The following is a 20,968-nucleotide window of genomic DNA, read 5'->3' as shown; positions in this document are numbered from 1 at the left end:
GGACGCAGGACACCGGCGGGACTTGTCCATGCCGGTGAGCGGGGTCTGGTGCGTGCGGCTGCAAGGCGGAGGAGGGAGTCGACGCGATGGGGGTCCCCCCGCGCGAGCGCAGCCGAGCGTGGGGGAGTCGGCGAGTGACGACAACGCCGCAGATGCGCGTGCCAGACCCCGCGTCTGCGGCGTGATCCAAACGACAGGCCCTAGACGCCGAGTACCGCAGGGGCGAGTACCGCACAGGGGTGGCGTGCCGCTTCGGTCGCCGTGAGGCCGGCGGCTGCTCGTTCGGCGGGTCCGTCGCACGCTCCGGGGCGCACGGGGCCGAGGTCATGCCGGCTTCTTGGGGGTACGGCGTCGAGGGCGCAGCCGTACGCGTCCGCCGTCGCGGTGGTCCCAGCGCCGGCCGCCGCCGTTCACCTCGCCGGGCCGGCGGCGTGCGGTCTGCCCGGCACGGGGTTCCTGGCCCGGCTCGACCACACCGTCGCGACGGTAGTGGAACGCGGCGGCCCGGTCGCCGTGCTGCGAGTTGAGCCGGTGGATGAGGAACGCGCCTGCCGCGATCACCGCCAGCAGCGCGATCACGATCACGAAGATGTCCATGGACCTCACGCCCACTCCGGCCGGTCCGGCCGCGCCGTACCGGTCACTCGGCTCTGCGAAGGAATGTCGGGAACACCGGCCGCGGGTCCCCCTTCGGATTCCCGGACCGCTTCCCCGGCGCGGTCGCCCCCGGCCGTCGCCGTCAGACGCGCGGCATCCGCCATCAGGCGGCTCGCGGTCGCCGCCCGGCGTGGGTCGCCTGCGGCTGCCATCAGCCACGCGGCCGTGGCCGGGGGCGTGCTCGGGGGGACCACCAGCAGGTTCCAGCGACCTGGGTGGTAGGAGAGCAACAGGAGTTCGTGCGGGTCCTGCTCGAAGCGGAACCAGCCCACCTTCACCACATGCCCGGCGACAGGCACCTTGCGCGGGACGACCGGCCACTGAGCGGGATTCACCGTGACCCGGGTGATCCATCCCCACAGCGGATCGAGAACGGCCGTCAGAGCGGGCAGTTCGGCGGCGAGGTCGCGCGAGCGCGGCCACCAGGCACCGTCCAGGAGGAGGGGCGCGGAGCCGACCGGAGCCAGCGACAGACGCACCGCGGATGCGGGGTCTCGGCCTTCGGGTGTCATCAAGGGGAGGATGGTCGCAGCCATGACGCGAACCCTGCCTCGGGCGGGTCGGAGCCGGCCCGGCGTATTCGATCACCGAGAACGACGCAGGCGCGGATGCCCGTGCACGGATTGTCCTCGGTTTCTTCAGCCTACTCCTCGCGGTGTCCGCGACGCGGTGCGTCCTGGGCCTTTGACCGACGTGCGGGGGGGGAGGGGGTGCACCCCGCTTCGCGAACGCGCCCGTGCCACCGGTCCGGAGTACAGTGATCGACGCTCTGGTCCCGTCGCACATCGAGGTCGCCATGGAGTCCCCCGACACACCCTCGCGCGGTTACGCCGAGGTTCATGTCACCGCCGCGACGCCCGAGGTCGCGCGGCGTGTGGCGGAGGTCCTCCGGCATTGCTTCGCCACCACCGAGCAGCGCAGTTATCCCGCCGGCGCCGAGGGCGGGACCCGTCTCGAACTCACCGTGGACACCACGCGCGCCGCGGAGCCGGCCCGCTCCTGGCTGGATTCCAGCCGCTGGACGGGCCACGCCGACCGGGAGCCCGGACGGGACTGAGTCCGGACGCCGCGCCGGGACACCGGTTCGTCGCCCCGAGCGTCCCCGTGCGGCGGACAGGGCGCGAAGGCCCCCCGCCGGGCCACGCGCCCGTGGGCCGGCCCACCGCCGCACCGCCCCGAACCGTCGCCGTCCCGCGCACCGCACCACGTGCCGGCGATGCGACCCGCGTCTGGGCGGGAGACCATCGGTGTACTGGTGTTTCCGGTTTCGACGGCGCGCCCGCGAACCCGCTCGCGACCGTGTCACGGGTTGGAGGGGCAGCATGACGGACGGTGTGGGTCGCGGAGCGGGGGACGAGCCGGGTTTCTGGCAGCAGGTCGTCGAGCAGCTCGAAGTCGCCGTGACCATGGTGGACCCCACCGGACGGATCCTCATGGTCAATTCCGGCCGCCGAGCGCCTGCTGGGCCGTACCGCGCCGACGATGCTCGACCGGGACATCCACGACCTGCTGCACCGCGACCCGGACGGCGGCACGATCCCGCGGGGGGCCTGCCCCTTGCTGCGGACACTGGCCGAGGGAACCGCGGCGAGCGGGGAGAGCGAGACCTGCCTGCGGGGCGACGGCCGCCGGATCTCACTGTCCTGGTCCGCTTCTCCCCTGCCGGCCGGAGGACCGGTCCGGGGCATGACCGTACTGCTCACCGACACCACCGGTGACCGCACCGCGCACCAGGAGCGTGTCGCCTATACGAGCGCTCTGGAGGACCTCACCGGACGACTGACCCTGGTGGCGGAGATCACCGATGTTCTCGGCCAGACCCTGGAGATCGACGAGGCCCTCACCCGGCTCAACCGCCTCCTGGTACCCCGGCTCGCCGACTGGGCCGCGGTCGATCTCCTGGTCGGCGCCGATCAGGTCCACCGCGTCGCGGTGACCGGTCCACAGGGGCGGGACACCGGCCAGGAGGACTGGCGCGGGCGTCTTCCCCCGGCCGGTGAGTCCGCCTCCTCCCCGCTGGTCCAGGTGCTGCACGGGGGCGAGCCCGTCCTGCAGAGCCCGTCGGAGACGAGTACTCCGCCCAGCTCTCCACTGGCCACGGTCCACAACGGCTTCCTGCGAGCGGTGCGAGCGACCTCCGCCGTCTCCGTACCGCTGGGAACCTCCCGCCGGGTCGCCGGCGCCCTGACCTTGGCGCGCACCAGTCCCGACCACCCGTTCGACACCGCTGATCTGAGGATCGTCGGCGACATCGGCCACCGGGTGGGGCTGGTCATCGACAACGCCCGCCGCTTCGGCCGTCAGCGCGCGATCGCCGAGGCCATGCAGCGCAACCTGCTCGCTCCGCTGCCCCGGCACGGCCGGCTGCGGCTGGCCGCGCGCTATCAGCCGGCCCCGGCCGGTTCCCAGGTCGGGGGCGACTGGTACGACGCCTTCGAGCAACAGGACGGCGCGCTGGCCCTGGTCATCGGGGATGTCGTGGGGCACGATCTGACCGCCGCCGCCGGCATGGCCCAGCTGCACGGCATCCTGCGTTCACTGGCGTGGGACCACGCCGGTTCCCCCGGCGTCGTCGTCGACCGGCTCGGCATCGCCATGCCCGCCATCACCACCGTCACCATGGCGACCCTCATTCTCGCCCGCGTCGAAGGCCCGGACACCGGTCCATGGACCCTGCGGTGGTCCAGCGCCGGACATCCGCCGCCCTTGCTGCTGACCCCGGACGGACAGGCGCGCTATCTGGAAGCCGGACAGGGGCTCCTCCTCGGCACCGGCCTGGAGATCGGAGGGCGCAGGCCCGACGGAACCGAGCCCCTGCCTCCCCGGTCCACTCTCCTGCTCTACACCGACGGCCTGGTCGAGGTCCCCGGCAGTGACCTGGACACCGGACTCGGCCGGCTGCGCCGTCACGCCCTCGCGCCGGCCGGCGAACCACTGGACACGTTGTGCGACGAGTTGCTCGCCCGCACACCGCCCGGCAGCACCGACGACGTGGCCCTGCTCGCCCTGCGGCTGCCGTCGCCCTGAGGCCACTGCCATCACACGGGACAGGTGCCCGGCGGCGAGGACCCGGGAGGCCACGCGACCGGCGGTGGCAGCCCACTGGGCCTGCCTGGGGTCACCGGTACGGATTGCCCGGTCAGGCCGCCGTGTGCCGGTACGTCGGGTAGGTGAGGTACCCGGCGTCGCCGCCCTGGTAGAAGGTGCTCTCGTCGGCGGGGGCGAGGGGCAGGCCCGAGCGGAGGCGTTCGACCAGGTCGGGGTTGGCGAGGAAGCCGCGGCCGAAGGAGATCAGGTCGGCGCCCAGGCCCAGCCAGTGGTCGGCCTCCGCCGGCCCGGTCTGCTTCGGGCCGAGGGGCATGACCGGGTTGACGATGAGGGTGCCCGGCCAGGTCTTGCGCAGCCGCAGGAGGGTTTCCTCGTCGGTGGTGGCCTCCAGGTGCACGTAGGCGAGGTCGAGGCGGGCCAGCTCGGTGAGCAGGGCGGTGTTCAGCTCGGCCGCGTCGTCCTCGACGACGCCCCAGAAACCGCCGCCGGGCGACAGGCGGATGCCCGTGCGGGCGGCGCCCACGGCCTCGACGGTGGCGGCGACCGCCTCGACGGCGAACCGGATGCGGTGGGCGATCGAGCCGCCGTAGCGGTCGTCGCGCAGGTTGGCGTTGGAGGACAGGAACTGGGATATCAAGTAGCCGTTGGCGCCGTGCAGTTCGACGCCGTCAAAGCCCGCGTCGACGGCGCGGCGGGCGGCGTGCGCGTAGGACAGGGCGTGTTCGGGGACCTCGTCGGTCGCCAGGGCCCGCGGCACGGGCAGCGGCTGCGGGCCGCTCGGGGTGAACACGTCGCCCTCGCCGGGCACGGCCGACGGGCCGACCGGCTGGAGGCCGGTGGTCTCGTGGTGCGAGACCCGGCCGCCGTGCATGATCTGGGCGAAGACGCGTCCGCCGTTGACGTGCACCGCGTCGGTCACCTGCCGCCAGGAGTCCGTCTGCTCGTCGGTGTGCAGGCCGGGCGTGCCCGGGTTGGACTGCCCGACGAGGCTGGGCTGGACTCCCTCGGTGATGATCAGGCCGGCCGTGGCGCGCTGCGCGTAGTAGGTGGCCATCGAGGGGGTGGCCAGACCGCCGGCGGCGGCCCGGACGCGGCTCATGGGGGCCATGACGGTCCGGTTGGGCAGAGTCAGCTCGCCGAGGCGGTAACTGCTGAACAGGGACGGCATGTCGGTTCTCCTCGCGTACACACGCGCTCCGGCTGCCGGGGCGCGTGTGTACGCTAAAACCTGACACCGGTGTCAGAGGCAACCGTCAGAACACCGCGGCTCCGCGTGGGGTGCGCCACAGGCCCCGCGGTGCCGTGGACCACCGCCGGGAGGCAGCCATGCGGATCGGGGAACTCGCGGCACGTGCCGGAGTGAGCGTGCGGTCGTTGCGGTACTACGAGCAGCAGGGCCTGCTCACCAGCACCCGCACGCCGAGCGGGCAGCGGCAGTACACGGAGTACGACGTGGACCGCGTCCGCTTCATCCAGGACCTGTACGCGGCCAACCTCTCCAGCGGCACCATCGCCGAACTCATGCCGTGCCGCGACGCCCCGAGCATCCACAACTCCGACGCCACGCTGGAGCGGATGGCCCGCGAACGGGAGCGGATCACGGCACAGATCGACGACCTGCTGCGGGCCCGGAACACCCTCGACAGGCTGGTGTCCCTGGCCCGTGCCCACCGCGCGACCCTGCCGGAGCCGGACGCCGGCCCGGACGAACCGGCGGTGCCGGAGGGTTCCGCGCCGCTGTCGCCGGTGACCGCTTCCGCGTGAGCCGACGCGGCGGCGGGGCCTGCTCCCCGGCCGCCCTCGGCCGACCGTCACCCCGGCGCAGCGGCTCGCGGCAGGTGTACGGCGATGTTCATGCCGCCGGCCGGGCGGGCGGTGCTGGTGATGGCTCCGTCGTGTGCGGTGACGACCGCGCGGACGATGGACAGGCCGAGTCCGGCCCCGCGGGTGCCGTCGGCGGCGCCCCGGACGAACGGTTCGAAGAGTCGCCGTTCCCCCTCCGGCGTGACCGGCGGGCCGGTGTTGACCACCCGCAGGAACGCGTGCCCGTGCGCGGTGCCGGTGGTGACCGTGACGTGGCCACCGGCGTGGTTGTAGCGCAGCGCGTTGTCCAGCAGGTTGGCGGCCATCCGTTCCAGCAGCACCGGCTCGCCGCTGGTCGGGGCCGGCCGCAGGTCGGCCCGCAGGGTGACGGTCCCGCCGGCCGCCGCGCGGTCGCCGGCGTCGGCGACGGTCGCGGCGGCGATCTCGGCCAGGTCCACGGGCATCCGGTGGTGCGGGCCGGCCTGGCTGCGGGCCAGGACCAACAGCCCGTCCAGGGTGCGCCGGCTGGTTTCGACGGCGGTGGCGATGTCGCCGGCCATCGCGAGGAGTTCGGCCCGGTCGGGTTCGCCGTCGAGGGTGACGTCGATGGCGGTGCGCATGGTGGTGAGCGGGGTGCGCAGTTCGTGCGCGGCGTTGGCGACGAACAGGCGCTGGCTGTCCAGGACCCGGTCGCGTTCGGCGATGCCGTGCTGGATGCGGTCCAGCATGCCGTTGACGGTGGCGGCCAGCGTGGCGAGTTCGTCGGCGGGCTGGGCGACGGGTACCCGTTCGGAGAGGTTCTCCGCGGACAGCCGGTTCGCGGTGTCGGAGATGGCGCGGACGGGGCGCAGTATCCGTCCGGCCACCAGCCAGCCGGTCAGCCCGGCCAGCGCGGTCACCACCAGCAGCGCCGGGGCGGCCTGGGTCAGCAGCTTGGACATCGCGGCGTCGACACGCAGGCGCAGATCGCGGAAGAGCAGCAGGTACGTCAGTGCCGTGAGCAGCGACCCGGCGGCCAGCACCAGGCCGGTGTACACGAGGGTGAGACGGCTGCGGGCGGTCAGTCGCCGCATCATGGGGCGATCCGGTATCCCACGCCGGTCACGGTGTCGATCAGGGGCGGATCGCCGAGCTTGCGGCGCAGGGTGCCGATGGTGATCCGCACGGCGTTGGTGAAGGGGTCGGCGTGCTCGTCCCACACCTTGTCCAGCAGCGTCTCCGCGCTCACCACGGCGCCGTCGGCGGCGAGCAGCCGTTCCAGCACCCCGAACTCCTTCGGGGTCAGCGACAGCAGCCGGCCGTCCCGTTCGGCGGTGCGCCGGGACGGATCGAGTACGACACCCCGCGCGCGCAGGACCGGAGGGCGGGCCGGGGTGCTGCGCCGGGCCAGCGCACGCACCCGGGCGACCAGCTCGGAGAACGCGAACGGCTTGCCCAGGTAGTCGTCCGCGCCCAGCTCCAGCCCGTCGACCCGGTCGGACACGGCACCGGACGCGGTGAGCATCAGCACCCGGTCGGCACCGCGCTGCGCCAGCACCCGGCACACGGTGTCGCCGTGCACCACCGGAAGGTCTCGGTCCAGGACCACCACGTCGTACGGGGTGATGTCGCACTTGTCCAGCGCCTGCCGCCCGTCGTGCGCCACGTCCACGGCGCAGCCGTGCTTGTGCAGTCCGGCCGCGATGTACGTGGCCAGCGGTTGTTCGTCCTCGACCAGCAGCACCCGCATCCGGCCAGTATTCCCGGCACCGCATATCGCCGGCGTATGGTCCGGCGACCGGTTGCCCGGGGGGCGGTCGCCGGTAGACCTGGAACGGTCCGTTCGTCGATCGGAAAGGGCCGGGATCATGGACTCGGATGCGGTACGTGGTGTCGAGCGACGGCAGTTGGTCGGTTGGGGCGGGTTGGCGGCCGCCGGCGCGGTGGCGGCCGGTACGGCGCTGGTGGGCGCCCGGCCCGGTCATGCCGCCCCGGCTCCGTCCGGCCCCGGCATCCCGCCGGACACCCGGCCCGGCGGGGCGTACGACCGGTACGTGGCGGAGCTGGCCGCAGAGGACAAGTTCTCCGGCGTGGTGCTGCTGTCGCACCGGGGCCGCACGGTGCTGTCCCGCAGCTACGGCATGGCCGACAGGGAGAAGGGGATCCGCAACCACGAGGACGTCGCGGTCAACCTCGCCTCGGGGATCCAGCCGTTCCTCTCGGTGGCCGTCCTGCGGCTGGCGCAACAAGGGAAGGTGAGCCTGTCGGACACGGTGGGCGCCCACCTGACGGGCTTCGCCGACGACATCGCCGGACAGGTGACCCTCCACCACCTGCTCACCGGGACCTCCGGGCTGAGCGCCCCGGCGCCGGACCCGCGACGCGTCTTCCGCAGCAGGGAGGAGGTGAGTGAGTTCCACCGGCAGTGGACCCGGCAGGCGAAGCTGGAGGCCGCCCCCGGCACCGGCTCCCAGGCCCACACCGACGGCGCCGGCGCCGGCCTCGCCATCGCCGCGCAGATCGTGGAGGCCGTGACCGGGACGACGTACTGGGACTACGTCCACGAGCACGTGTTCGGCCGCGCCGGCATGCACGGCTCGGCGTTCTACACCAGGCCGCAGTGGCTCACCGACGAGCACATCGCGCACTCGTACATGCGGCAGGCCGACGGCAGCCGGGTGGACGCCGTCCGCAACCTGGACAAGGGCAGTACGAGCCCGGACATCCCCGGCAAGAACCCGGGCCGCGCCTTCATCGGGTACGCCGGCGGAGACGGCTTCGCCACCGCCCCGGACCTGGTCCGGTTCGCGCACGCGCTGCGCGACGGCACGGTGCTGGACCGACCCTTCGCCGACCTGCTGACCGGGGCCAAGCTGCCCCAGGCGGCGCGCGGCGACGGCGCCGCGCCCGCGCACCCGTCGTTCATGGCGTACGCGATGCCGGTCAAGATCATCAACGGCCAGTGGGTGATCGGGCGCGGCGGCGCCACCGGCGGCAGCGCCGCCAACTGGAACATCTACCCGGACACCGGCTGGGTCGGCGTCGTCCTCAGCAACTACGACGACGTGCCGCTGCAGGAGATCCTCGACCGGGAGACGCAAGCCGTGACCGGCTCGCGCTGACGCCCGGCCACCACCGGACATCGCTCCGCCCTGCGGGAGGTCCCGCGGGGGGACGGAATGGGGAGACAGTGTGATCATCGAGGGGTGGCACGGCTGGGCCGGCACGTTCACCGGCGTGGCGTGCGTGACGGTGGCCGTCCTGCCGTTGGCCGCGTCGGCGGTGTGGGCACTGGCACGCCGTCGCGGTGCCACCGGCACCCCGCCCGGATGGGCGTGGCGCGCGTCGCCGGCCGACGTCGGCATCGGCTACGGGACAGCGCCGTGGGTATGGATGACCATGCTGCCGGGCGATGGTGCCGGCACCGCCCCCGCCCGGGTGAGCCTGATACCGCTGCGGGACCTGCTCACGATGTCGACGGGCCAGGTCGTCGGCAATCTGCTGGTGTTCGCGGCGCTGGGGTTCCTCGCCCCGCTGCGGTTCGCGGCACTGGCGTCGGTCCCGCGGCTCCTGGCGCTCGCGGCGAGCTGCTCGGCCCTGGTGGAGACCGCGCAATACGTCCTGCGCCCGGACCGGGTGTCCTCCGTGGACGACGTACTGCTCAACACCGCCGGCGCCGGGCTGGCCGCGCTGGCGTCGCGCCCCTGGTGGCGCGCCGCGGCCACGGCGCCGTCGCCCCGTTCTCGAACGGCCCCGGCACCGAGACGCCGAACCGTCCGTCCGCGACACGCCGCCCGCGCCTCGGCCCCGTCTCCTACTCCTCGAAAGGCGCGGCGAGCAGCAGGTCCTCGACGGTCGGGACCGGGAAGTCGGGGATGTGGCGGCGGCCCACCTCGGCGAAGGGGTGCATGAGTACCGACATGGGTTTGGTGCGGCACAGCGAGAGGATGGTGTCGATCGCCTCCTGGGAGAATCCTTCCCGGGGGAAAGCGGTGAGGATGTCCGCGAGGTCGTCGGCCGGAATCTCGTCCAGGCCGTTTCCGGTGAAATCGAGTCCGGAGCCCAGGGAGATCATGGCGATCTCCGGTCTTTTCCTGGCCGCGATGCCGGCGTTGGTGTGCAGGGCGATCGCGTCCCAGACGACCGCCACGCGTCCGGCCGGCATGTCCTGCTCGCGCAGGAACCGCTGGGCGGCGTCGGCGCCGTCCACTTCGAAGCGCTCCGCCGGGCTCCGGTACGCCTCGACCAGGCCCAGGTCGTGCAGGGCCGCCGCGACGAACGCGAGTTCACGGTCGTAGCGGACGCCGCGGCGGTCGAGGAGCAGGGAGCCGAACAGGTAGGTGCGCATGACGTGGTTGAAGAGGGACGGCGTGGAGACGCTCCGCACGAACTCCGTGGTCCTGTGGGCCAGTTCGGTGTCCGGGAAGCGGACTCCGGCGACCGTCGACGGCGCCGCTGCCGCGGGGGGACTGGAAAGGGTCGTGGCGAGGGTGGCCGCCGCGCTGATCGCGGCGACGCCGGCGGCGCGTTGCAGCGCCGTACGCCGGGTGACGCCCTTCACTTCATTGGTTTCGTCGGGCATGGGAACTGCCTTTTTTTCTCGGCGGTTTTCGATGCCTGGAGAATATGAAGTGATTCCCTCGCGCCGACAGGGGCGAAAATGCCAAGGAGGGTTTGATTATTGCCTGGTGGCGTCGTCCGGGGCGTTCAGCCGGACTCGGTCACCTGGATGGCCGCGGTGGGGCAGACGGCCGCCGCCTCCCGTACGGCGTCGTGCCGGTCGGGCGCGGGCTCGGGGTCCAGGAGGGTGACGACGCCGTCCTCGTCGCGCTGGTCGAAGACCTCCGGCGCGGCCAGGACGCAGGCACCGGCGCCGCAGCACCTCTCCTGGTCGACGGTGAGTTTCATGGGGTGTTCCACCTCTCGTTCTCCTTCCGGGCCGCCGGCCGGCCCGGTCTCACCAGCTGACGGGGACCTCGCGCAGTCCGCCGACGAGGAGTCCCTCGGTCTTGCGCAGTGCGGTGGCGGGCACGGCGAGGCGGAGGGTGGGGACGCGGGTGAGCAGGGTTTCGAGGACGACCTGGAGTTCGGTGCGGGCCAGGGACTGGCCCAGGCAGGAGTGCGGCCCCACGCCGAAGGTCAGGTGGGGGTTGGGGGTGCGGGCGAGGTCCATGTCGGCGGCGCCGGCGAAGGTCCGCTCGTCGCGGTTGGCGGCCGGCATGCTGCACACGACGGTGCTGCCCCCGGGCACGAGGTGTCCGCCGATCTCGACGTCCTCGCCGATGTAACGGCGCAGGCCGAAGCCGAGGTTGGTGTCGAAGCGCAGGGACTCCTCCACGGCGGTGCGCACCAGCGCGGGGTTCTCCAGCAGCGTCTCCCAGCGGGTGCGGTCGCCGAGCAGCATGGAGACCATCTTGCCGATCATGTTGGCGGTGGTCTCGTGGCCGGCGACGAGCAGGCCGACGCCGGTGGCCACGAGTTCGTCGTCGCTCAGGCCGCCGTCTCCGTCGCCCTCGCCCTCACTGATGAGGGTGCTGAGGAGGTCGTCGGCCGGTTCGGCGCGCTTGGCGGTGATGTGCCCGGCCATGTAGTCGACGAACTCCCGCTGCGCGGCGCGGATCTCGTCGGCGGTGTAGCGGGTGACGCTCAGGAAGCTGTCGGACCAGTGGGAGAAGCGGTCCCGGTCGTCGGCGGGAACGCCGAGGAGGTCGCAGATGACGTAGACGGGGAACGGGAAGCCCAGGCTCGCCCGCAGGTCGGCGGGGGCGCCCTCGGCGAGCATGGTGTCGACGAGGTCCTCGGCGAGCCGGACCATGCCGGGGCGCAGGGCGGTCATCCGCTTGGCGGTGAAGTACTTGCCGACCCGGCGCCGCCAGCGCTGGTGCGGCTCGCCCCGGTCGGGGATCGCGAAGGTGCTGCTGCCGGTGACGGCGGCCCCGCCGGTGCCCTCGGGGGCCAGCCGGGCGGCGTTGTCCCGTTCGGTGGGGCGGGTGAAGCGGGGGTCGGACAGCAGGGCCCGGACGTCGTCGTAGCGGGTCAGGTAGAGCGCCGTGTCGCCGCTGGGCAGCGTGGCGTGGGCGACGGGGCACCGGGCGCGCAGCTCCTCCCACTCGGTGGGGGGATCGAGCGGGGCGTCGGTGGCCAGGGGGAGGGTCACGGGGAGGTCGGTGGGCTGGTCTACGGCCTGGTCGGTCATCTGCGTCTCCTCGGAGAGGTGGAGGCGGTGGGGGAAGCGCGCGGACGGAACGCGCGCGCCGTGACTGCTGAAGGACCGGTGAAATGCACGGTACAACAAAAGTGCATCATGTACTTCCCGTGCATGATGCTTTAGTCATGAAACACGTATGACGGAATTCGGCCGAAAACAGGGGGCCGCGCACGTGGACATAGGGTAGGCGGCCACAGCTTTCGCACCCCGAGGAGGACGGCGTGGACGCACGGCAGGCAGGTGGCTGCATCGAGCGTGAGCTGCTGATCCTCACCCGGCACATGGAGATGGCCTCCCCGCGCCGCGTCCGCAGCGGCGGCGCCCTCGACCGCAGCGCCTATGTGCTGCTCAGCCGCCTGGAGGCGCAGGGGCCGATGTCCGTGCCGGACCTCGTCGAGGCCTTCGGGCTGGCGCCGTCCACCTTCACCCGTCAGACCACGGCGCTGCTGCGGGAAGGCCTGGTGGAGCGGACGCTGGACCCCAACGGCAGCATCGCCCGCAAGTTCCGCATCACCGACGAGGGCCGCGCGCGCCTGCACGCCGACCGCGACGCCATCGTCGCCGGACTCGCCGACGTCCTCGGCGACTGGCCGGCGGACCGGCTGCGGCGGTTCATCGCCGACCTCGAACAGTTCAACACCGACATCGAACAGCGCACGGGGCGGCCCTGGCCCCGCTGAGGCCCCGCCGCACGGCTGAAGATCCAGCTAGCGCGTGTCCGTCAGGCCGCCCGTCACCGCGACGATCTCGCCGACCGTGAAACTGGAGTCCGCGTCCGAGGCCAGGTAGACGTAGGCGGGCGCCACCTCCTCGGGCTGGGCGACGCGGCCCATCGGGGAGGAACTGCCCAGGTTCGTCAGGCAGTCGTCGGGGAAGCGCTGCCCCGACACGTCGAGCACGGTCCAGGTCGGCCCCGGGGAGACGACGTCGGCGCGGACGCCGCGCTGGGCGAGGTGGGAGGAGACGGACTTGGTGGAGGCGACCACGGCGGCCCTGGACGCCGCGTAGTCCATCATCATCGCGCTGCCCTTGAGCGCCTCCTCGGAGGCGGTGGCGATCACCGCGTCACCGTGGGAGAGGTGCGGCAGGGACGCCATGACCAGGTGGAAGCAGGCGTACATGTTCGTCTTGAAGACGCGGTCGAAGTCCTCGGCGGTCGTCCGCCGGCTCGTTCCGGCTGTTGAGGTACGCCGCGTTGTGCACCAGGACGTTGAGCCCGCCCAGCTCCGCCACGGTCCGCTCGACCGCCTCCGCGCAGAACGCCGGGTCGCACAGGTCCCCGGGGAGCAGCAGGCAGGAGCCGCCCTCCTTCTCCACCGCCGCCCGCGTCTCGTCGGCGTCCCGCTGCTCCTCGGGGAGGTAGCCGATGGCCACGTCGGCCCCCTCACGGGCGTACGGGACGGCCACCGAGCGGCCGATGCCCGAGTCGCCGCCCGTGATCAGCGCGACCTTGCCGGTGAGCTTGCCGGAACCGCGGTAGTGCGGGGCGAGGTAGCGGGGACGCAGCTCCATGTCCGCCTCGATGCCGGGGCGCCGCTGGCGCCGGAAGCGGTACGGCGGCGACAGCGCCGCCTCCTCCTGCGGCATCGCCGGGCGCTCGTGCGGCGCGCGGCCCGTGGCGTTCCCGTTCCCGTTTCCGGTCCCCTCCGGCATGGCTGCCCCCTTCTCCGTACGGCGGCTCCTCCTCCGCGTGTCCGCGCGGCGCCGGGGCGAACCGGCCCCGCCCCGAGGCCGGCGGGGCCGGCGAGGCGGCGGTGCCGTGCCTCAGGACCGGGCGGGCGGGTGCCAGACGGAGACCTCCGTGCTCGGGCCGCGCTCGGAGAACAGCCCCGGCGCGGAGTGCTCCGCCAGCAGCCGGCGCAGCTCCGCCTCGAAGTCGTCACGGCGCGGGCCGAACAGGTGCGGGGCGGAGAAGGACATCGAGAAGACCTCGGCCACGACGTCATCGGACGTACGCTCCAACGCCTGTCCGCCGGGGACGACAAGACGGTCCGGGCCGCTGAAGCCCGCCCGCGCGAACACCTCCGCCTCGCCGCCGGGCGTCCCCCGCGGCAGCGTCCCCCGGCCGGCCCGCCGGACCGGCCCGAGGTAGCGCGTGACCAGGGCCTGGATCTCCGGGCGGGGCACGGCGGGGTGCGGGAGGCCCTCGACGGTACGGGACTCCGTCTTCAGGTCGGAGACGTGCAGCAGCACTCCGCCGGGCCGGAGCATGTCCCGTACGGTCGCCGCCACCCGGGCCTGGTCCATCCAGTGGAAGGACTGGGCGAAGACCACGGCGGTGAACGTCCCGAGCCCCGCGGGCAGTTCCTCGGCCCGCGCCCGCACCCACCGCGCCTTCCCGCCCACCCCCGGCTCGGCGGCCCCGCGCCCGGCCTCCTCGATCATCCCCGGGTCCGGGTCCACGCCGACGACCTCGCCGAACAGCGGCGCCAGCGGCAGCGCGAGCGTACCCGGCCCGCAGCCCACGTCGAGCAGGCGTCCGCGTCCGTCGAGGCCGAGGACCTCGGCGAGTACGGCCGTCAGCCCGGGGGCGTACGGGAGCCTGCCGCGCCGGTAGTGGGGGGCGGCCCCCGCGAACAGCGTCTCGTCCCACTCCCATCCGTCCAGCACCCTGCCCACGCTCCCTTCTCCCTGCCGATTCCCTCGGCCTGTTCTCTCCACCGGTCGCCGCCCGGCCCGGCACCTGGCGCACGCGCCGCACGAGAAGACGGTCAGTTCCCCACAGTGAACCCGATCACCGTCCCGCCCCCCTCCCGCCGGTACGCGAACGGCGCCCCGCCGTGCGCCAGGGCCACCTCCCGCACGATCGACAGGCCGAGGCCGGAGCCGGGGCGGGAGCGGGCGTCGGGGGCGCGGTAGAAGCGGTCGAAGACGCGGGTCAGGTCGTCGTCGGCGATGCCGGGCCCCCGGTCCAGGACCTCGACTCGGATGGTGCCGGGCCGCGCCGGCCCCGCGACGGCGACCTCGATGGGGGCGACGCCGTCCGGGTCGAACTTGGCGGCGTTCTCGACCAGGTTGGACAGCGCCCGCGTCAGCATGGCCGGCCGCCCCTCCGTACGGGTGTCCCCGCAGGTCCGCACGGTGATCTCGCGCCCGAAGCGGCGCCGGGCCAGCGCCGCGGCGTCGTAGGCGATCTCGGCGACGTCGACCCGTTGCGGCGGCTCGGTGTCGGACTGCCCGGCGGCCAGGTCGACCAGCTCGTTGACCAGGTCGGTCAGCTCCCGGGCCTCCTGCCCCAGGTCCGCGACCAGGTCGTCGCGCGCGCCGGGCGGCAGCTCGTCGATCCGCCGCAGCAGCGAGATGTTGGTCCGCAGGGAGGTCAGCGGCGTACGCAGTTCATGGCCCGCGTCCTGCACCAGCCGCCGCTGGTCCTCCTCCGACTGGGCGAGCCGCCCCAGCATCCGGTCGAAGGCGCGGCCCAGGCGCCCCACCTCGTCCAGCCCGCCGACCGGCACCACCTGGGCGCCGAGCCGCCGGGTGCGGGCGACGTCCTCTGCGGCGGAGGTCAGCGCCACCAGCCGCCAGGTGATGCGCCGGGCCAGCCACCAGCCGAACAGTCCCGCCGCGGTCACCACCACCGCCATCAGGATCAGCGACTGCCGTTGCAGCACCCGCAGCAGGTCCTCGGTGTCGCTGAACTCCTGCGCCACCTGCACCGCGCCCCGGCCCCCGCCCAGCGCCACCGTCGCGATCCGGTACACGTCGTCGCCGACGTCGATGTCCTCGTGCTGCACCATCCGCCCGGCCGCCCGCGCCCCCGCCGTCTCCCGGTCCGTGCCGGTCACCGGCAGCCGGGGCCGGGACGCGTCGGTGACCGCGCCGTCCGGCCCCAGCACCTGCACGTCCGTGCGGGCCGGGCGGACGATGTCGTGACCGGGCGCGGAGGAGGAGAAGTCCTCCGGCGTCATCCGCTGCTGCCGGACCTCGTCCCGCAGGTCCTGCACGATCTGCTCGAAGACGGTCTCCTGGTCGACCCGGACCAGCCGGGCGGCGGCGCTGTACGACACCACCCCGACCAGCACCGTGACCACGGCCGTGACCGTCGCGAACGACACCGCGAACGTGGTCCGCAGCGACGTCAGCCGGGGCCGCCGGCCGGACGCCGGCCACGGTCGGTCGTCCTGGGCCACGGGTCAGCCCTCCCGCAGCACGTAACCCACGCCCCGCACCGTCTGGATCAGCTGCGGCGCGTCCGGCTCGTCCAGCTTGCGGCGCAGGTAACCGACGTAGACGGCGAGGTTCTTCGAGCCGGGGCCGAAGTCGTAGCCCCAGATGCGGTCGTAGATGGTGGCGTGGTCGAGGACGACGCCGGCGTTGCGGACCAGCAGTTCGAGCAGCTCGAACTCGGTCCGGGTCAGCTCCAGCTCCCGCTCCCCGCGCCAGGCGCGCCGGGCCTGCGGGTCCATCCGCAGTCCTACGGCCTCCAGGGCGTCGGAAGCGGGCTTCGGCACGTCGCCCACCCCGGCACCGGGGGTGGCACCCGTGCGCCGCAGCAGGGCGCGCAGCCGGGCGAAGACCTCCTCGACGTCGAACGGCTTGACCACGTAGTCGTCGGCCCCCGCGTCGAGTCCCGCGATCCGGTCGGCGGTCTCCACCAGCGCCGTCAGCATCAGGATCGGCGTCGGATCGCCCTCGGCGCGCAGCGTCCGGCAGACCTGGAGGCCGTCGACGCCGGGCATCATCACGTCCAGGACCAGCACGTCGGGCCGCTCGCGGCGGGCCTCGGCCAGCGCCTCGGCGCCGTCGGCGACCGCGACGACCCGGTAGCCCTCCAGGGTGAGGGCGCGCTCCAGGGCGTTGCGGATGGCACGGTCGTCCTCGGCGAGCAGCAGCGTCGGGGCCGCCTGGCTTGGCTGGGTTCTCTGGGACACGCACCCAGTCTGCCAAGCCGACGGGCGGCGCACCGGGGCACGGGCCCCGGTGACCTCGCTTCTCACCGGCCTCTCACCGGCGGCTCACCGGCCGCTCCTACGGGGTCCGCAGCGCGGCGAGGCGTTCCGCGAAGGGGGTGACCTCCTCGAAGGAGTCCCGCCGGGGCTGCGGCACCGCGCGGGACAGTCCGGTCATCAGCTCCGCCAGTTCCCGCCCGGCCCGCGCGATCCGTCCGTCCAGGCCCTCGGCGCCCCAGTCCTCGGAGGCGGCGTAGACGCCGGTGGGGACGACGACCGCCTTCAGGTAGGCGAAGAGCGGGCGCAGGGCGTGGTCGAGGACGAGGGAGTGCCGGGCGGTGCCGCCGGTCGCGGCGGTCAGGACCGGTGTGCCGGTGAGGGCGTCGGGTTCGCTGACGCTCAGCGCGTCGAAGAAGGACTTGAACAGTCCGCTGTACGAGGCGGAGAACACCGGCGTGACCACGATCAGCCCGTCCGCGGCGGCGACCGCCTCGAACGCCCGGGCCAGCTCGCCCTCCGGGAACCCGCTGGTGAAGGTGTGCGCGATCGGGACGGCGAGGTCACGCAGCTCGACCACCTCCACCTCGGCCGGGGCGTGCCCGGCGACGGCGGCGGCCAGCCGGTCCCCCAGCAGCCGGGTGGAGGAGGGGACGCTCAGCCCCGCGGAGACGACGACGAGCTTCATGACGAGGTCACCCTCTCCTCGGTGGCGAGCAGCGAGCTGTGCGTCGGCGCGTCCGGAACGCCGGCGGGCCGGTCCTTGGCGAACTCCTCGCGCAGCACCGGCACGACTTCCTCGCCGAGCAGGTCGAGCTGTTCCAGGACCGTCTTCAGGGGCAGCCCGGCGTGGTCCATCAGGAACAGCTGGCGCTGGTAGTCGCCGGCGTACTCGCGGAAGGCGAGGGTCTTCTCGATGACCTGCTGCGGGGAGCCGACGGTCAGCGGGGTCTGCTCGGTGAACTCCTCCAGCGAGGGCCCGTGCCCGTACACCGGGGCGACGTCGAAGTAGGGGCGGAACTCGCGTACCGCGTCCTGGCTGTTCTTCCGCATGAACACCTGCCCGCCGAGGCCGACGACGGCCTGCTCGGGGGTGCCGTGCCCGTAGTGGGCGTAGCGGGTGCGGTACAGCTCGATCATCCGCCTGGTGTGGTCGGCCGGCCAGAAGATGTTGTTGTGGAAGAAGCCGTCGCCGTAGTACGCGGCCTGCTCGGCGATCTCCGGGGAGCGGATCGAGCCGTGCCAGACGAACGGCGGCACCCCGTCCAGCGGGCGCGGCGTGGACGTGAACTGCTGCAGCGGCGTGCGGAACTTGCCCTGCCAGGTGACGACGTCCTCGCGCCACAGGCGGTGCAGCAGCGCGTAGTTCTCGACGGCGAGGTTGATGCCCTCGCGGATGTCCTTGCCGAACCACGGATACACCGGGCCGGTGTTCCCGCGCCCCATCATCAGGTCCACGCGCCCGTCGGCCAGGTGCTGGAGCATCGCGAAGTCCTCGGCGATCTTCACCGGGTCGTTGGTGGTGATCAGCGTGGTGGACGTGGACAGGACCAGCCGCTCGGTGCGGGCCGCGATGTAGCCGAGCATCGTGGTCGGGGACGAGGGCACGAAGGGCGGGTTGTGGTGCTCACCGGTCGCGAAGACGTCGAGGCCGACCTCTTCGGCCTTCAGCGCGATGGCGACCATGGCCTTGATGCGCTCCCGCTCGGTCGGCGTACGGCCCGTGGTCGGGTCCGGCGTGACGTCGCCGACGGTGAAGATGCCGAACTGCATGGTCGATCGACCTCCAGGTTGTTGACCGTTCAACTATACCTCCGCAACGAGGGGCCGAGTGCCGTTATTCCAGTGCGGTGATGCGAGGCTTCCCCCATGCTGATCGCCCGCTCCGCCGCCCTCTTCGTCGTCGCCGCGCTGTTCGAGATCGGCGGCGCCTGGCTGGTCTGGCAAGGGGTACGGGAACACCGGGGCTGGCTGTGGATGACGGGCGGCGTCCTGGCGCTGGGCGCCTACGGCTTCGTCGCCACGTTCCAGCCCGACGCCCACTTCGGCCGCATCCTCGCCGCGTACGGCGGGATCTTCGTCGCCGGTTCGATCCTGTGGGGCGCGGTGGCGGACGGCTACCGCCCGGACCGCTGGGACATCGCGGGCGCCCTGGTCTGCCTGGCGGGCATGGCGTTGATCATGTACGCGCCGAGGGACTGAGGGGGCACCCCCCGGGGGCGCGGGGAACTGCGCGACCAGCCACAACGCACCCGCAGCCGGCGCACCCGCCCGCACCACCCCGCCTATCCTTGCAACTCCCCGTCGCCGCTAAGGAGCCCCGCATGCCCACCGCCCCCTCCGCAGCCTCCGCAGCCTCCCGGATCGCCGTCGTCACGGGAGCCAGCTCCGGCATCGGCGCCGCCACGGCGCGGCAGCTCGCGGCGGCCGGTCACCGCGTCGTCCTCACCGCCCGCCGCAAGGACCGCATCGAGGCCCTGGCCGAGGAGATCAACGCGGCCGGCCACTCGGCGACCGCCTACCCCCTCGACGTCACCGACCGCGCGGCCGTCGACGAGTTCGCGTCGGCGTTCAGGACCATCGGCGTCCTGGTGAACAACGCGGGCGGCGCGCTCGGCGCCGACCCGGTCGCCACCGGGGACCCGGAGGACTGGCGCCGGATGTACGAGACCAACGTCATCGGCACCCTCCACCTCACCCAGGCCCTCCTGCCCAAGCTGGAGGCGAGCGGTGACGGCACGGTCGTGGTCGTCTCCTCCACCGCCGGCCACGGCACCTACGAGGGCGGCGCGGGCTACGTCGCGGCCAAGCACGGCGCGCACGTCCTCGCCGAGACGCTCCGCCTGGAGATCGTCGGGCGCCCGGTCCGCGTCATCGAGATCGCGCCCGGCATGGTCAAGACCGACGAGTTCGCCCTGACCCGCTTCTCCGGCGACGCCGAGAAGGCCGCCAAGGTCTACGAGGGCGTGGCCGAACCCCTGACCGCCGACGACGTCGCCGACACCATCACCTGGGCGGTCACCCGCCCCTCCCACGTCAACATCGACCTCCTGATCGTCCGCCCCCGCGCCCAGGCGTCGAACACGAAGGTGCACCGGGAACGGTGACGGCCGGCCCCGTGGGCCAGCCCGTCAGCCGTCAGCCCTTCACACACACGACCTGCTTCAGCTTCGCCACGACCTCCACGAGGTCCCGCTGCTGGTCGATGACCTGCTCGATCGGCTTGTAGGCACCCGGGATCTCGTCCACGACACCGGAGTCCTTGCGGCACTCCACGCCCCGCGTCTGCTCCTCCAGGTCCTGGGTCGAGAACCGGCGCTTGGCCGCGTTGCGGCTCATGCGCCGGCCGGCGCCGTGGGAGGCGGAGTTGAAGGACTTCTCGTTCCCGAGGCCCTTGACGATGTACGAGCCCGTCCCCATGGAGCCGGGGATGATCCCGTACTCGCCGGAACCGGCCCTGATCGCGCCCTTGCGGGTGACGAGCAGGTCCATCCCGTCGTAGCGCTCCTCGGCCACGTAGTTGTGATGCGCGCTGATCTCCGGCTCGAAGACCGGCTTCGCCTTCTTGAACTCCTTGCGGACGACGTCCTTCAGGAGCGCCATCATGATCGAGCGGTTGTACTTCGCGTACTCCTGCGCCCAGAACAGATCGTTGCGGTACGCCGCCATCTGCGGTGTGTCCGCCACGAAGACCGCCAGGTCGCGGTCGACCAGGCCCTGGTTGTGCGGCAGCTTCTGGGCCACGCCGATGTGGTGCTCGGCCAGTTCCTTGCCGATGTTCCGGGAACCGGAGTGCAGCATCAGCCAGACGGAACCGGTCGTATCTATGCAGATCTCGACAAAGTGATTCCCCCCGCCGAGCGTCCCCATCTGCTTTCCGGCCCGTTCGTGACGGAATCTGACCGCCTCCGCGACCCCGCCGAACCGCCCCCAGAAGTCGTCCCACCCGGCCGTCGCGAACCCGTGCAGCCGCCCCGGGTCCACGGGATCGTCGTGCATCCCCCGCCCCACCGGGATCACCTGCTCGACCTTCGACCGCAGCCGGGACAGGTCCCCCGGCAGGTCGTTGGCCGTCAGGGACGTCTTCACCGCCGACATCCCGCAGCCGATGTCCACGCCCACCGCCGCCGGACACACCGCGCCCCGCATGGCGATCACCGACCCGACGGTCGCGCCCTTGCCGTAGTGCACGTCCGGCATCACGGCCAGACCCTTGATCCAGGGCAGCGTCGCGACGTTCTGGAGCTGCCGCATCGCGCCGCCCTCGACCGTCGCCGGGTCGGCCCACATCCGGATCGGCACCTTCGCGCCCGGCACTTCCACGTACGACATGACGTCCTCGTTCCCCCAGAACCACAACATAAAGAAGAAAGCGCAAAAACCGTCA

At 72.8% G+C, this 20,968-nt stretch carries 24 protein-coding genes; 8 read left to right on the top strand and 16 right to left on the bottom strand.

Annotated features, from left to right (window positions below; all coding sequences use genetic code 11):
- Positions 1-324: 324 nt before the first annotated feature.
- Together J7I94_RS13970 and J7I94_RS13965 are read right to left on the bottom strand one after the other, a co-directional pair.
- Positions 325-597, bottom strand: coding sequence for a hypothetical protein (locus J7I94_RS13970; RefSeq protein ID WP_215167400.1), 273 nt, complete (start codon positions 595-597; stop codon positions 325-327).
- 5 nt (positions 598-602) lie between these two features.
- Complete coding sequence (locus J7I94_RS13965; RefSeq protein WP_215167393.1) at positions 603-1,193, bottom strand: DUF5994 family protein; 591 nt, start codon at positions 1,191-1,193, stop codon at positions 603-605.
- 260 nt (positions 1,194-1,453) lie between these two features.
- Between J7I94_RS13965 and J7I94_RS13960 the strand changes: the two genes are divergently transcribed.
- Positions 1,454-1,714, top strand: a complete 261-nt coding sequence (locus J7I94_RS13960) for a hypothetical protein (RefSeq protein ID WP_215167399.1) — start codon at positions 1,454-1,456, stop codon at positions 1,712-1,714.
- Positions 1,715-2,139: 425 nt separating this feature from the next.
- Positions 2,140-3,684, top strand: coding sequence for a GAF domain-containing SpoIIE family protein phosphatase (locus J7I94_RS13955; RefSeq protein ID WP_251075119.1), 1,545 nt, complete (start codon positions 2,140-2,142; stop codon positions 3,682-3,684).
- A 112-nt stretch (positions 3,685-3,796) separates the two neighbouring features.
- Here J7I94_RS13955 and J7I94_RS13950 read toward each other — a convergent pair whose 3' ends face one another.
- Positions 3,797-4,873, bottom strand: coding sequence for an alkene reductase (locus J7I94_RS13950; RefSeq protein ID WP_215167392.1), 1,077 nt, complete (start codon positions 4,871-4,873; stop codon positions 3,797-3,799).
- Between the two features lie 158 nt (positions 4,874-5,031).
- On the opposite strand from J7I94_RS13950, the gene J7I94_RS13945 reads away from it, so the two are divergent.
- Positions 5,032-5,469, top strand: a complete 438-nt coding sequence (locus tag J7I94_RS13945) for a MerR family transcriptional regulator (RefSeq protein WP_215167391.1) — start codon at positions 5,032-5,034, stop codon at positions 5,467-5,469.
- Between the two features lie 47 nt (positions 5,470-5,516).
- Here the strand turns inward: J7I94_RS13945 and J7I94_RS13940 are convergent, their stop codons facing one another.
- Positions 5,517-6,584, bottom strand: coding sequence for a cell wall metabolism sensor histidine kinase WalK (locus J7I94_RS13940; protein ID WP_215167390.1), 1,068 nt, complete (start codon positions 6,582-6,584; stop codon positions 5,517-5,519).
- Positions 6,581-7,237, bottom strand: coding sequence for a response regulator transcription factor (locus J7I94_RS13935; RefSeq protein WP_215167389.1), 657 nt, complete (start codon positions 7,235-7,237; stop codon positions 6,581-6,583). Before J7I94_RS13935 ends, J7I94_RS13940 begins: the two co-directional genes overlap by 4 nt.
- A 118-nt stretch (positions 7,238-7,355) precedes the next feature.
- Here J7I94_RS13935 and J7I94_RS13930 point away from each other — a divergent pair, with 118 nt between their 5' ends.
- Both J7I94_RS13930 and J7I94_RS39235 read left to right on the top strand, forming a co-directional pair.
- Positions 7,356-8,609, top strand: coding sequence for a serine hydrolase (locus tag J7I94_RS13930; protein WP_215167388.1), 1,254 nt, complete (start codon positions 7,356-7,358; stop codon positions 8,607-8,609).
- Between the two features lie 271 nt (positions 8,610-8,880).
- Complete coding sequence (locus J7I94_RS39235; protein ID WP_306522086.1) at positions 8,881-9,399, top strand: VanZ family protein; 519 nt, start codon at positions 8,881-8,883, stop codon at positions 9,397-9,399.
- Here J7I94_RS39235 and J7I94_RS13920 read toward each other — a convergent pair.
- From J7I94_RS13920 to J7I94_RS13910, 3 genes are all read right to left on the bottom strand, one after another.
- Positions 9,302-10,069 carry an HD domain-containing protein gene (locus tag J7I94_RS13920; RefSeq protein ID WP_215167387.1) on the bottom strand — a complete coding sequence of 256 codons (768 nt, stop codon included), beginning with the start codon at positions 10,067-10,069 and terminating at the stop codon, positions 9,302-9,304. The two genes, J7I94_RS39235 and J7I94_RS13920, sit on opposite strands and share 98 nt — an antisense overlap.
- 125 nt (positions 10,070-10,194) lie before the next feature.
- On the bottom strand, positions 10,195-10,395 hold the full coding sequence (locus J7I94_RS13915) for a ferredoxin (protein ID WP_215167398.1): 201 nt from the start codon (positions 10,393-10,395) through the stop codon (positions 10,195-10,197).
- Between the two features lie 49 nt (positions 10,396-10,444).
- The gene (locus J7I94_RS13910; RefSeq protein ID WP_215167386.1) at positions 10,445-11,683 is read right to left on the bottom strand and encodes a cytochrome P450; all 1,239 of its coding nucleotides are present in this window, start codon (positions 11,681-11,683) and stop codon (positions 10,445-10,447) included.
- A gap of 233 nt (positions 11,684-11,916) precedes the next feature.
- Between J7I94_RS13910 and J7I94_RS13905 the strand changes: the two genes are divergently transcribed.
- Positions 11,917-12,375 carry a MarR family winged helix-turn-helix transcriptional regulator gene (locus J7I94_RS13905; protein WP_215167385.1) on the top strand — a complete coding sequence of 153 codons (459 nt, stop codon included), beginning with the start codon at positions 11,917-11,919 and terminating at the stop codon, positions 12,373-12,375.
- Between the two features lie 27 nt (positions 12,376-12,402).
- Here the strand turns inward: J7I94_RS13905 and J7I94_RS38320 are convergent, their stop codons facing one another.
- The 7 genes from J7I94_RS38320 to J7I94_RS13875 all read right to left on the bottom strand — a co-directional run bounded on the left by J7I94_RS38320 (position 12,403) and on the right by J7I94_RS13875 (position 18,354).
- Positions 12,403-12,816, bottom strand: coding sequence for an SDR family oxidoreductase (locus J7I94_RS38320; RefSeq protein WP_251075118.1), 414 nt, complete (start codon positions 12,814-12,816; stop codon positions 12,403-12,405).
- Entirely contained in the window at positions 12,761-13,348 is a 588-nt protein-coding gene (locus J7I94_RS38315; RefSeq protein ID WP_251075117.1) for an SDR family NAD(P)-dependent oxidoreductase, read from the bottom strand. The genes J7I94_RS38320 and J7I94_RS38315 overlap by 56 nt, the downstream gene beginning before the upstream one ends.
- Positions 13,349-13,459: 111 nt before the next feature.
- On the bottom strand, positions 13,460-14,305 hold the full coding sequence (locus J7I94_RS13895) for a class I SAM-dependent methyltransferase (RefSeq protein ID WP_215167397.1): 846 nt from the start codon (positions 14,303-14,305) through the stop codon (positions 13,460-13,462).
- A 101-nt stretch (positions 14,306-14,406) separates the two neighbouring features.
- Positions 14,407-15,825, bottom strand: coding sequence for a HAMP domain-containing sensor histidine kinase (locus J7I94_RS13890; RefSeq protein ID WP_215167384.1), 1,419 nt, complete (start codon positions 15,823-15,825; stop codon positions 14,407-14,409).
- Positions 15,826-15,828: 3 nt separating this feature from the next.
- The gene (locus tag J7I94_RS13885; protein ID WP_215167396.1) at positions 15,829-16,527 is read right to left on the bottom strand and encodes a response regulator transcription factor; all 699 of its coding nucleotides are present in this window, start codon (positions 16,525-16,527) and stop codon (positions 15,829-15,831) included.
- A gap of 136 nt (positions 16,528-16,663) precedes the next feature.
- Positions 16,664-17,269 (bottom strand): CE1759 family FMN reductase, encoded by a 606-nt coding sequence (locus J7I94_RS13880; protein ID WP_215167383.1) that lies wholly within the window; start codon positions 17,267-17,269, stop codon positions 16,664-16,666.
- Positions 17,266-18,354, bottom strand: a complete 1,089-nt coding sequence (locus tag J7I94_RS13875) for an LLM class flavin-dependent oxidoreductase (RefSeq protein WP_215167382.1) — start codon at positions 18,352-18,354, stop codon at positions 17,266-17,268. Before J7I94_RS13875 ends, J7I94_RS13880 begins: the two co-directional genes overlap by 4 nt.
- Positions 18,355-18,450: 96 nt before the next feature.
- On the opposite strand from J7I94_RS13875, the gene J7I94_RS13870 reads away from it, so the two are divergent.
- The gene (locus J7I94_RS13870) at positions 18,451-18,783 is read left to right on the top strand and encodes a YnfA family protein (protein ID WP_215167381.1); all 333 of its coding nucleotides are present in this window, start codon (positions 18,451-18,453) and stop codon (positions 18,781-18,783) included.
- Between the two features lie 122 nt (positions 18,784-18,905).
- Entirely contained in the window at positions 18,906-19,688 is a 783-nt protein-coding gene (locus J7I94_RS13865; protein ID WP_215167380.1) for an SDR family NAD(P)-dependent oxidoreductase, read from the top strand.
- Positions 19,689-19,719: 31 nt separating this feature from the next.
- Here the strand turns inward: J7I94_RS13865 and J7I94_RS13860 are convergent, their stop codons facing one another.
- A complete protein-coding gene (locus tag J7I94_RS13860; RefSeq protein WP_215167379.1) occupies positions 19,720-20,913 on the bottom strand; it encodes an RtcB family protein in 1,194 nt (397 codons plus the stop codon).
- Between the last annotated feature and the right edge of the window lie 55 nt (positions 20,914-20,968).

This window comes from Streptomyces sp. ISL-12 (assembly GCF_018614415.1).
Classification (GTDB): domain Bacteria; phylum Actinomycetota; class Actinomycetes; order Streptomycetales; family Streptomycetaceae; genus Streptomyces.
This window is presented reverse-complemented; position numbering and strand designations above follow the sequence as displayed.

Excerpts from the sequence above, each read along its gene's own strand:
- J7I94_RS13970 (WP_215167400.1), bottom strand. The coding sequence starts at position 597 with ATGGACATCTTCGTGATCGTGATCGCGCTGCTGGCGGTGATCGCGGCA.
- J7I94_RS13965 (WP_215167393.1), bottom strand. The coding sequence starts at position 1,193 with ATGGCTGCGACCATCCTCCCCTTGATGACACCCGAAGGCCGAGACCCC.
- J7I94_RS13960 (WP_215167399.1), top strand. The coding sequence starts at position 1,454 with ATGGAGTCCCCCGACACACCCTCGCGCGGTTACGCCGAGGTTCATGTC.
- J7I94_RS13955 (WP_251075119.1), top strand. The coding sequence starts at position 2,140 with ATGCTCGACCGGGACATCCACGACCTGCTGCACCGCGACCCGGACGGC.
- J7I94_RS13950 (WP_215167392.1), bottom strand. The coding sequence starts at position 4,873 with ATGCCGTCCCTGTTCAGCAGTTACCGCCTCGGCGAGCTGACTCTGCCC.
- J7I94_RS13945 (WP_215167391.1), top strand. The coding sequence starts at position 5,032 with ATGCGGATCGGGGAACTCGCGGCACGTGCCGGAGTGAGCGTGCGGTCG.
- J7I94_RS13940 (WP_215167390.1), bottom strand. The coding sequence starts at position 6,584 with ATGATGCGGCGACTGACCGCCCGCAGCCGTCTCACCCTCGTGTACACC.
- J7I94_RS13935 (WP_215167389.1), bottom strand. The coding sequence starts at position 7,237 with ATGCGGGTGCTGCTGGTCGAGGACGAACAACCGCTGGCCACGTACATC.
- J7I94_RS13930 (WP_215167388.1), top strand. The coding sequence starts at position 7,356 with ATGGACTCGGATGCGGTACGTGGTGTCGAGCGACGGCAGTTGGTCGGT.
- J7I94_RS39235 (WP_306522086.1), top strand. The coding sequence starts at position 8,881 with ATGACCATGCTGCCGGGCGATGGTGCCGGCACCGCCCCCGCCCGGGTG.
- J7I94_RS13920 (WP_215167387.1), bottom strand. The coding sequence starts at position 10,069 with ATGCCCGACGAAACCAATGAAGTGAAGGGCGTCACCCGGCGTACGGCG.
- J7I94_RS13915 (WP_215167398.1), bottom strand. The coding sequence starts at position 10,395 with ATGAAACTCACCGTCGACCAGGAGAGGTGCTGCGGCGCCGGTGCCTGC.
- J7I94_RS13910 (WP_215167386.1), bottom strand. The coding sequence starts at position 11,683 with ATGACCGACCAGGCCGTAGACCAGCCCACCGACCTCCCCGTGACCCTC.
- J7I94_RS38320 (WP_251075118.1), bottom strand. The coding sequence starts at position 12,816 with ATGTACGCCTGCTTCCACCTGGTCATGGCGTCCCTGCCGCACCTCTCC.
- J7I94_RS38315 (WP_251075117.1), bottom strand. The coding sequence starts at position 13,348 with ATGCCGGAGGGGACCGGAAACGGGAACGGGAACGCCACGGGCCGCGCG.
- J7I94_RS13880 (WP_215167383.1), bottom strand. The coding sequence starts at position 17,269 with ATGAAGCTCGTCGTCGTCTCCGCGGGGCTGAGCGTCCCCTCCTCCACC.
- J7I94_RS13875 (WP_215167382.1), bottom strand. The coding sequence starts at position 18,354 with ATGCAGTTCGGCATCTTCACCGTCGGCGACGTCACGCCGGACCCGACC.
- J7I94_RS13870 (WP_215167381.1), top strand. The coding sequence starts at position 18,451 with ATGCTGATCGCCCGCTCCGCCGCCCTCTTCGTCGTCGCCGCGCTGTTC.
- J7I94_RS13865 (WP_215167380.1), top strand. The coding sequence starts at position 18,906 with ATGCCCACCGCCCCCTCCGCAGCCTCCGCAGCCTCCCGGATCGCCGTC.
- J7I94_RS13860 (WP_215167379.1), bottom strand. The coding sequence starts at position 20,913 with ATGTCGTACGTGGAAGTGCCGGGCGCGAAGGTGCCGATCCGGATGTGG.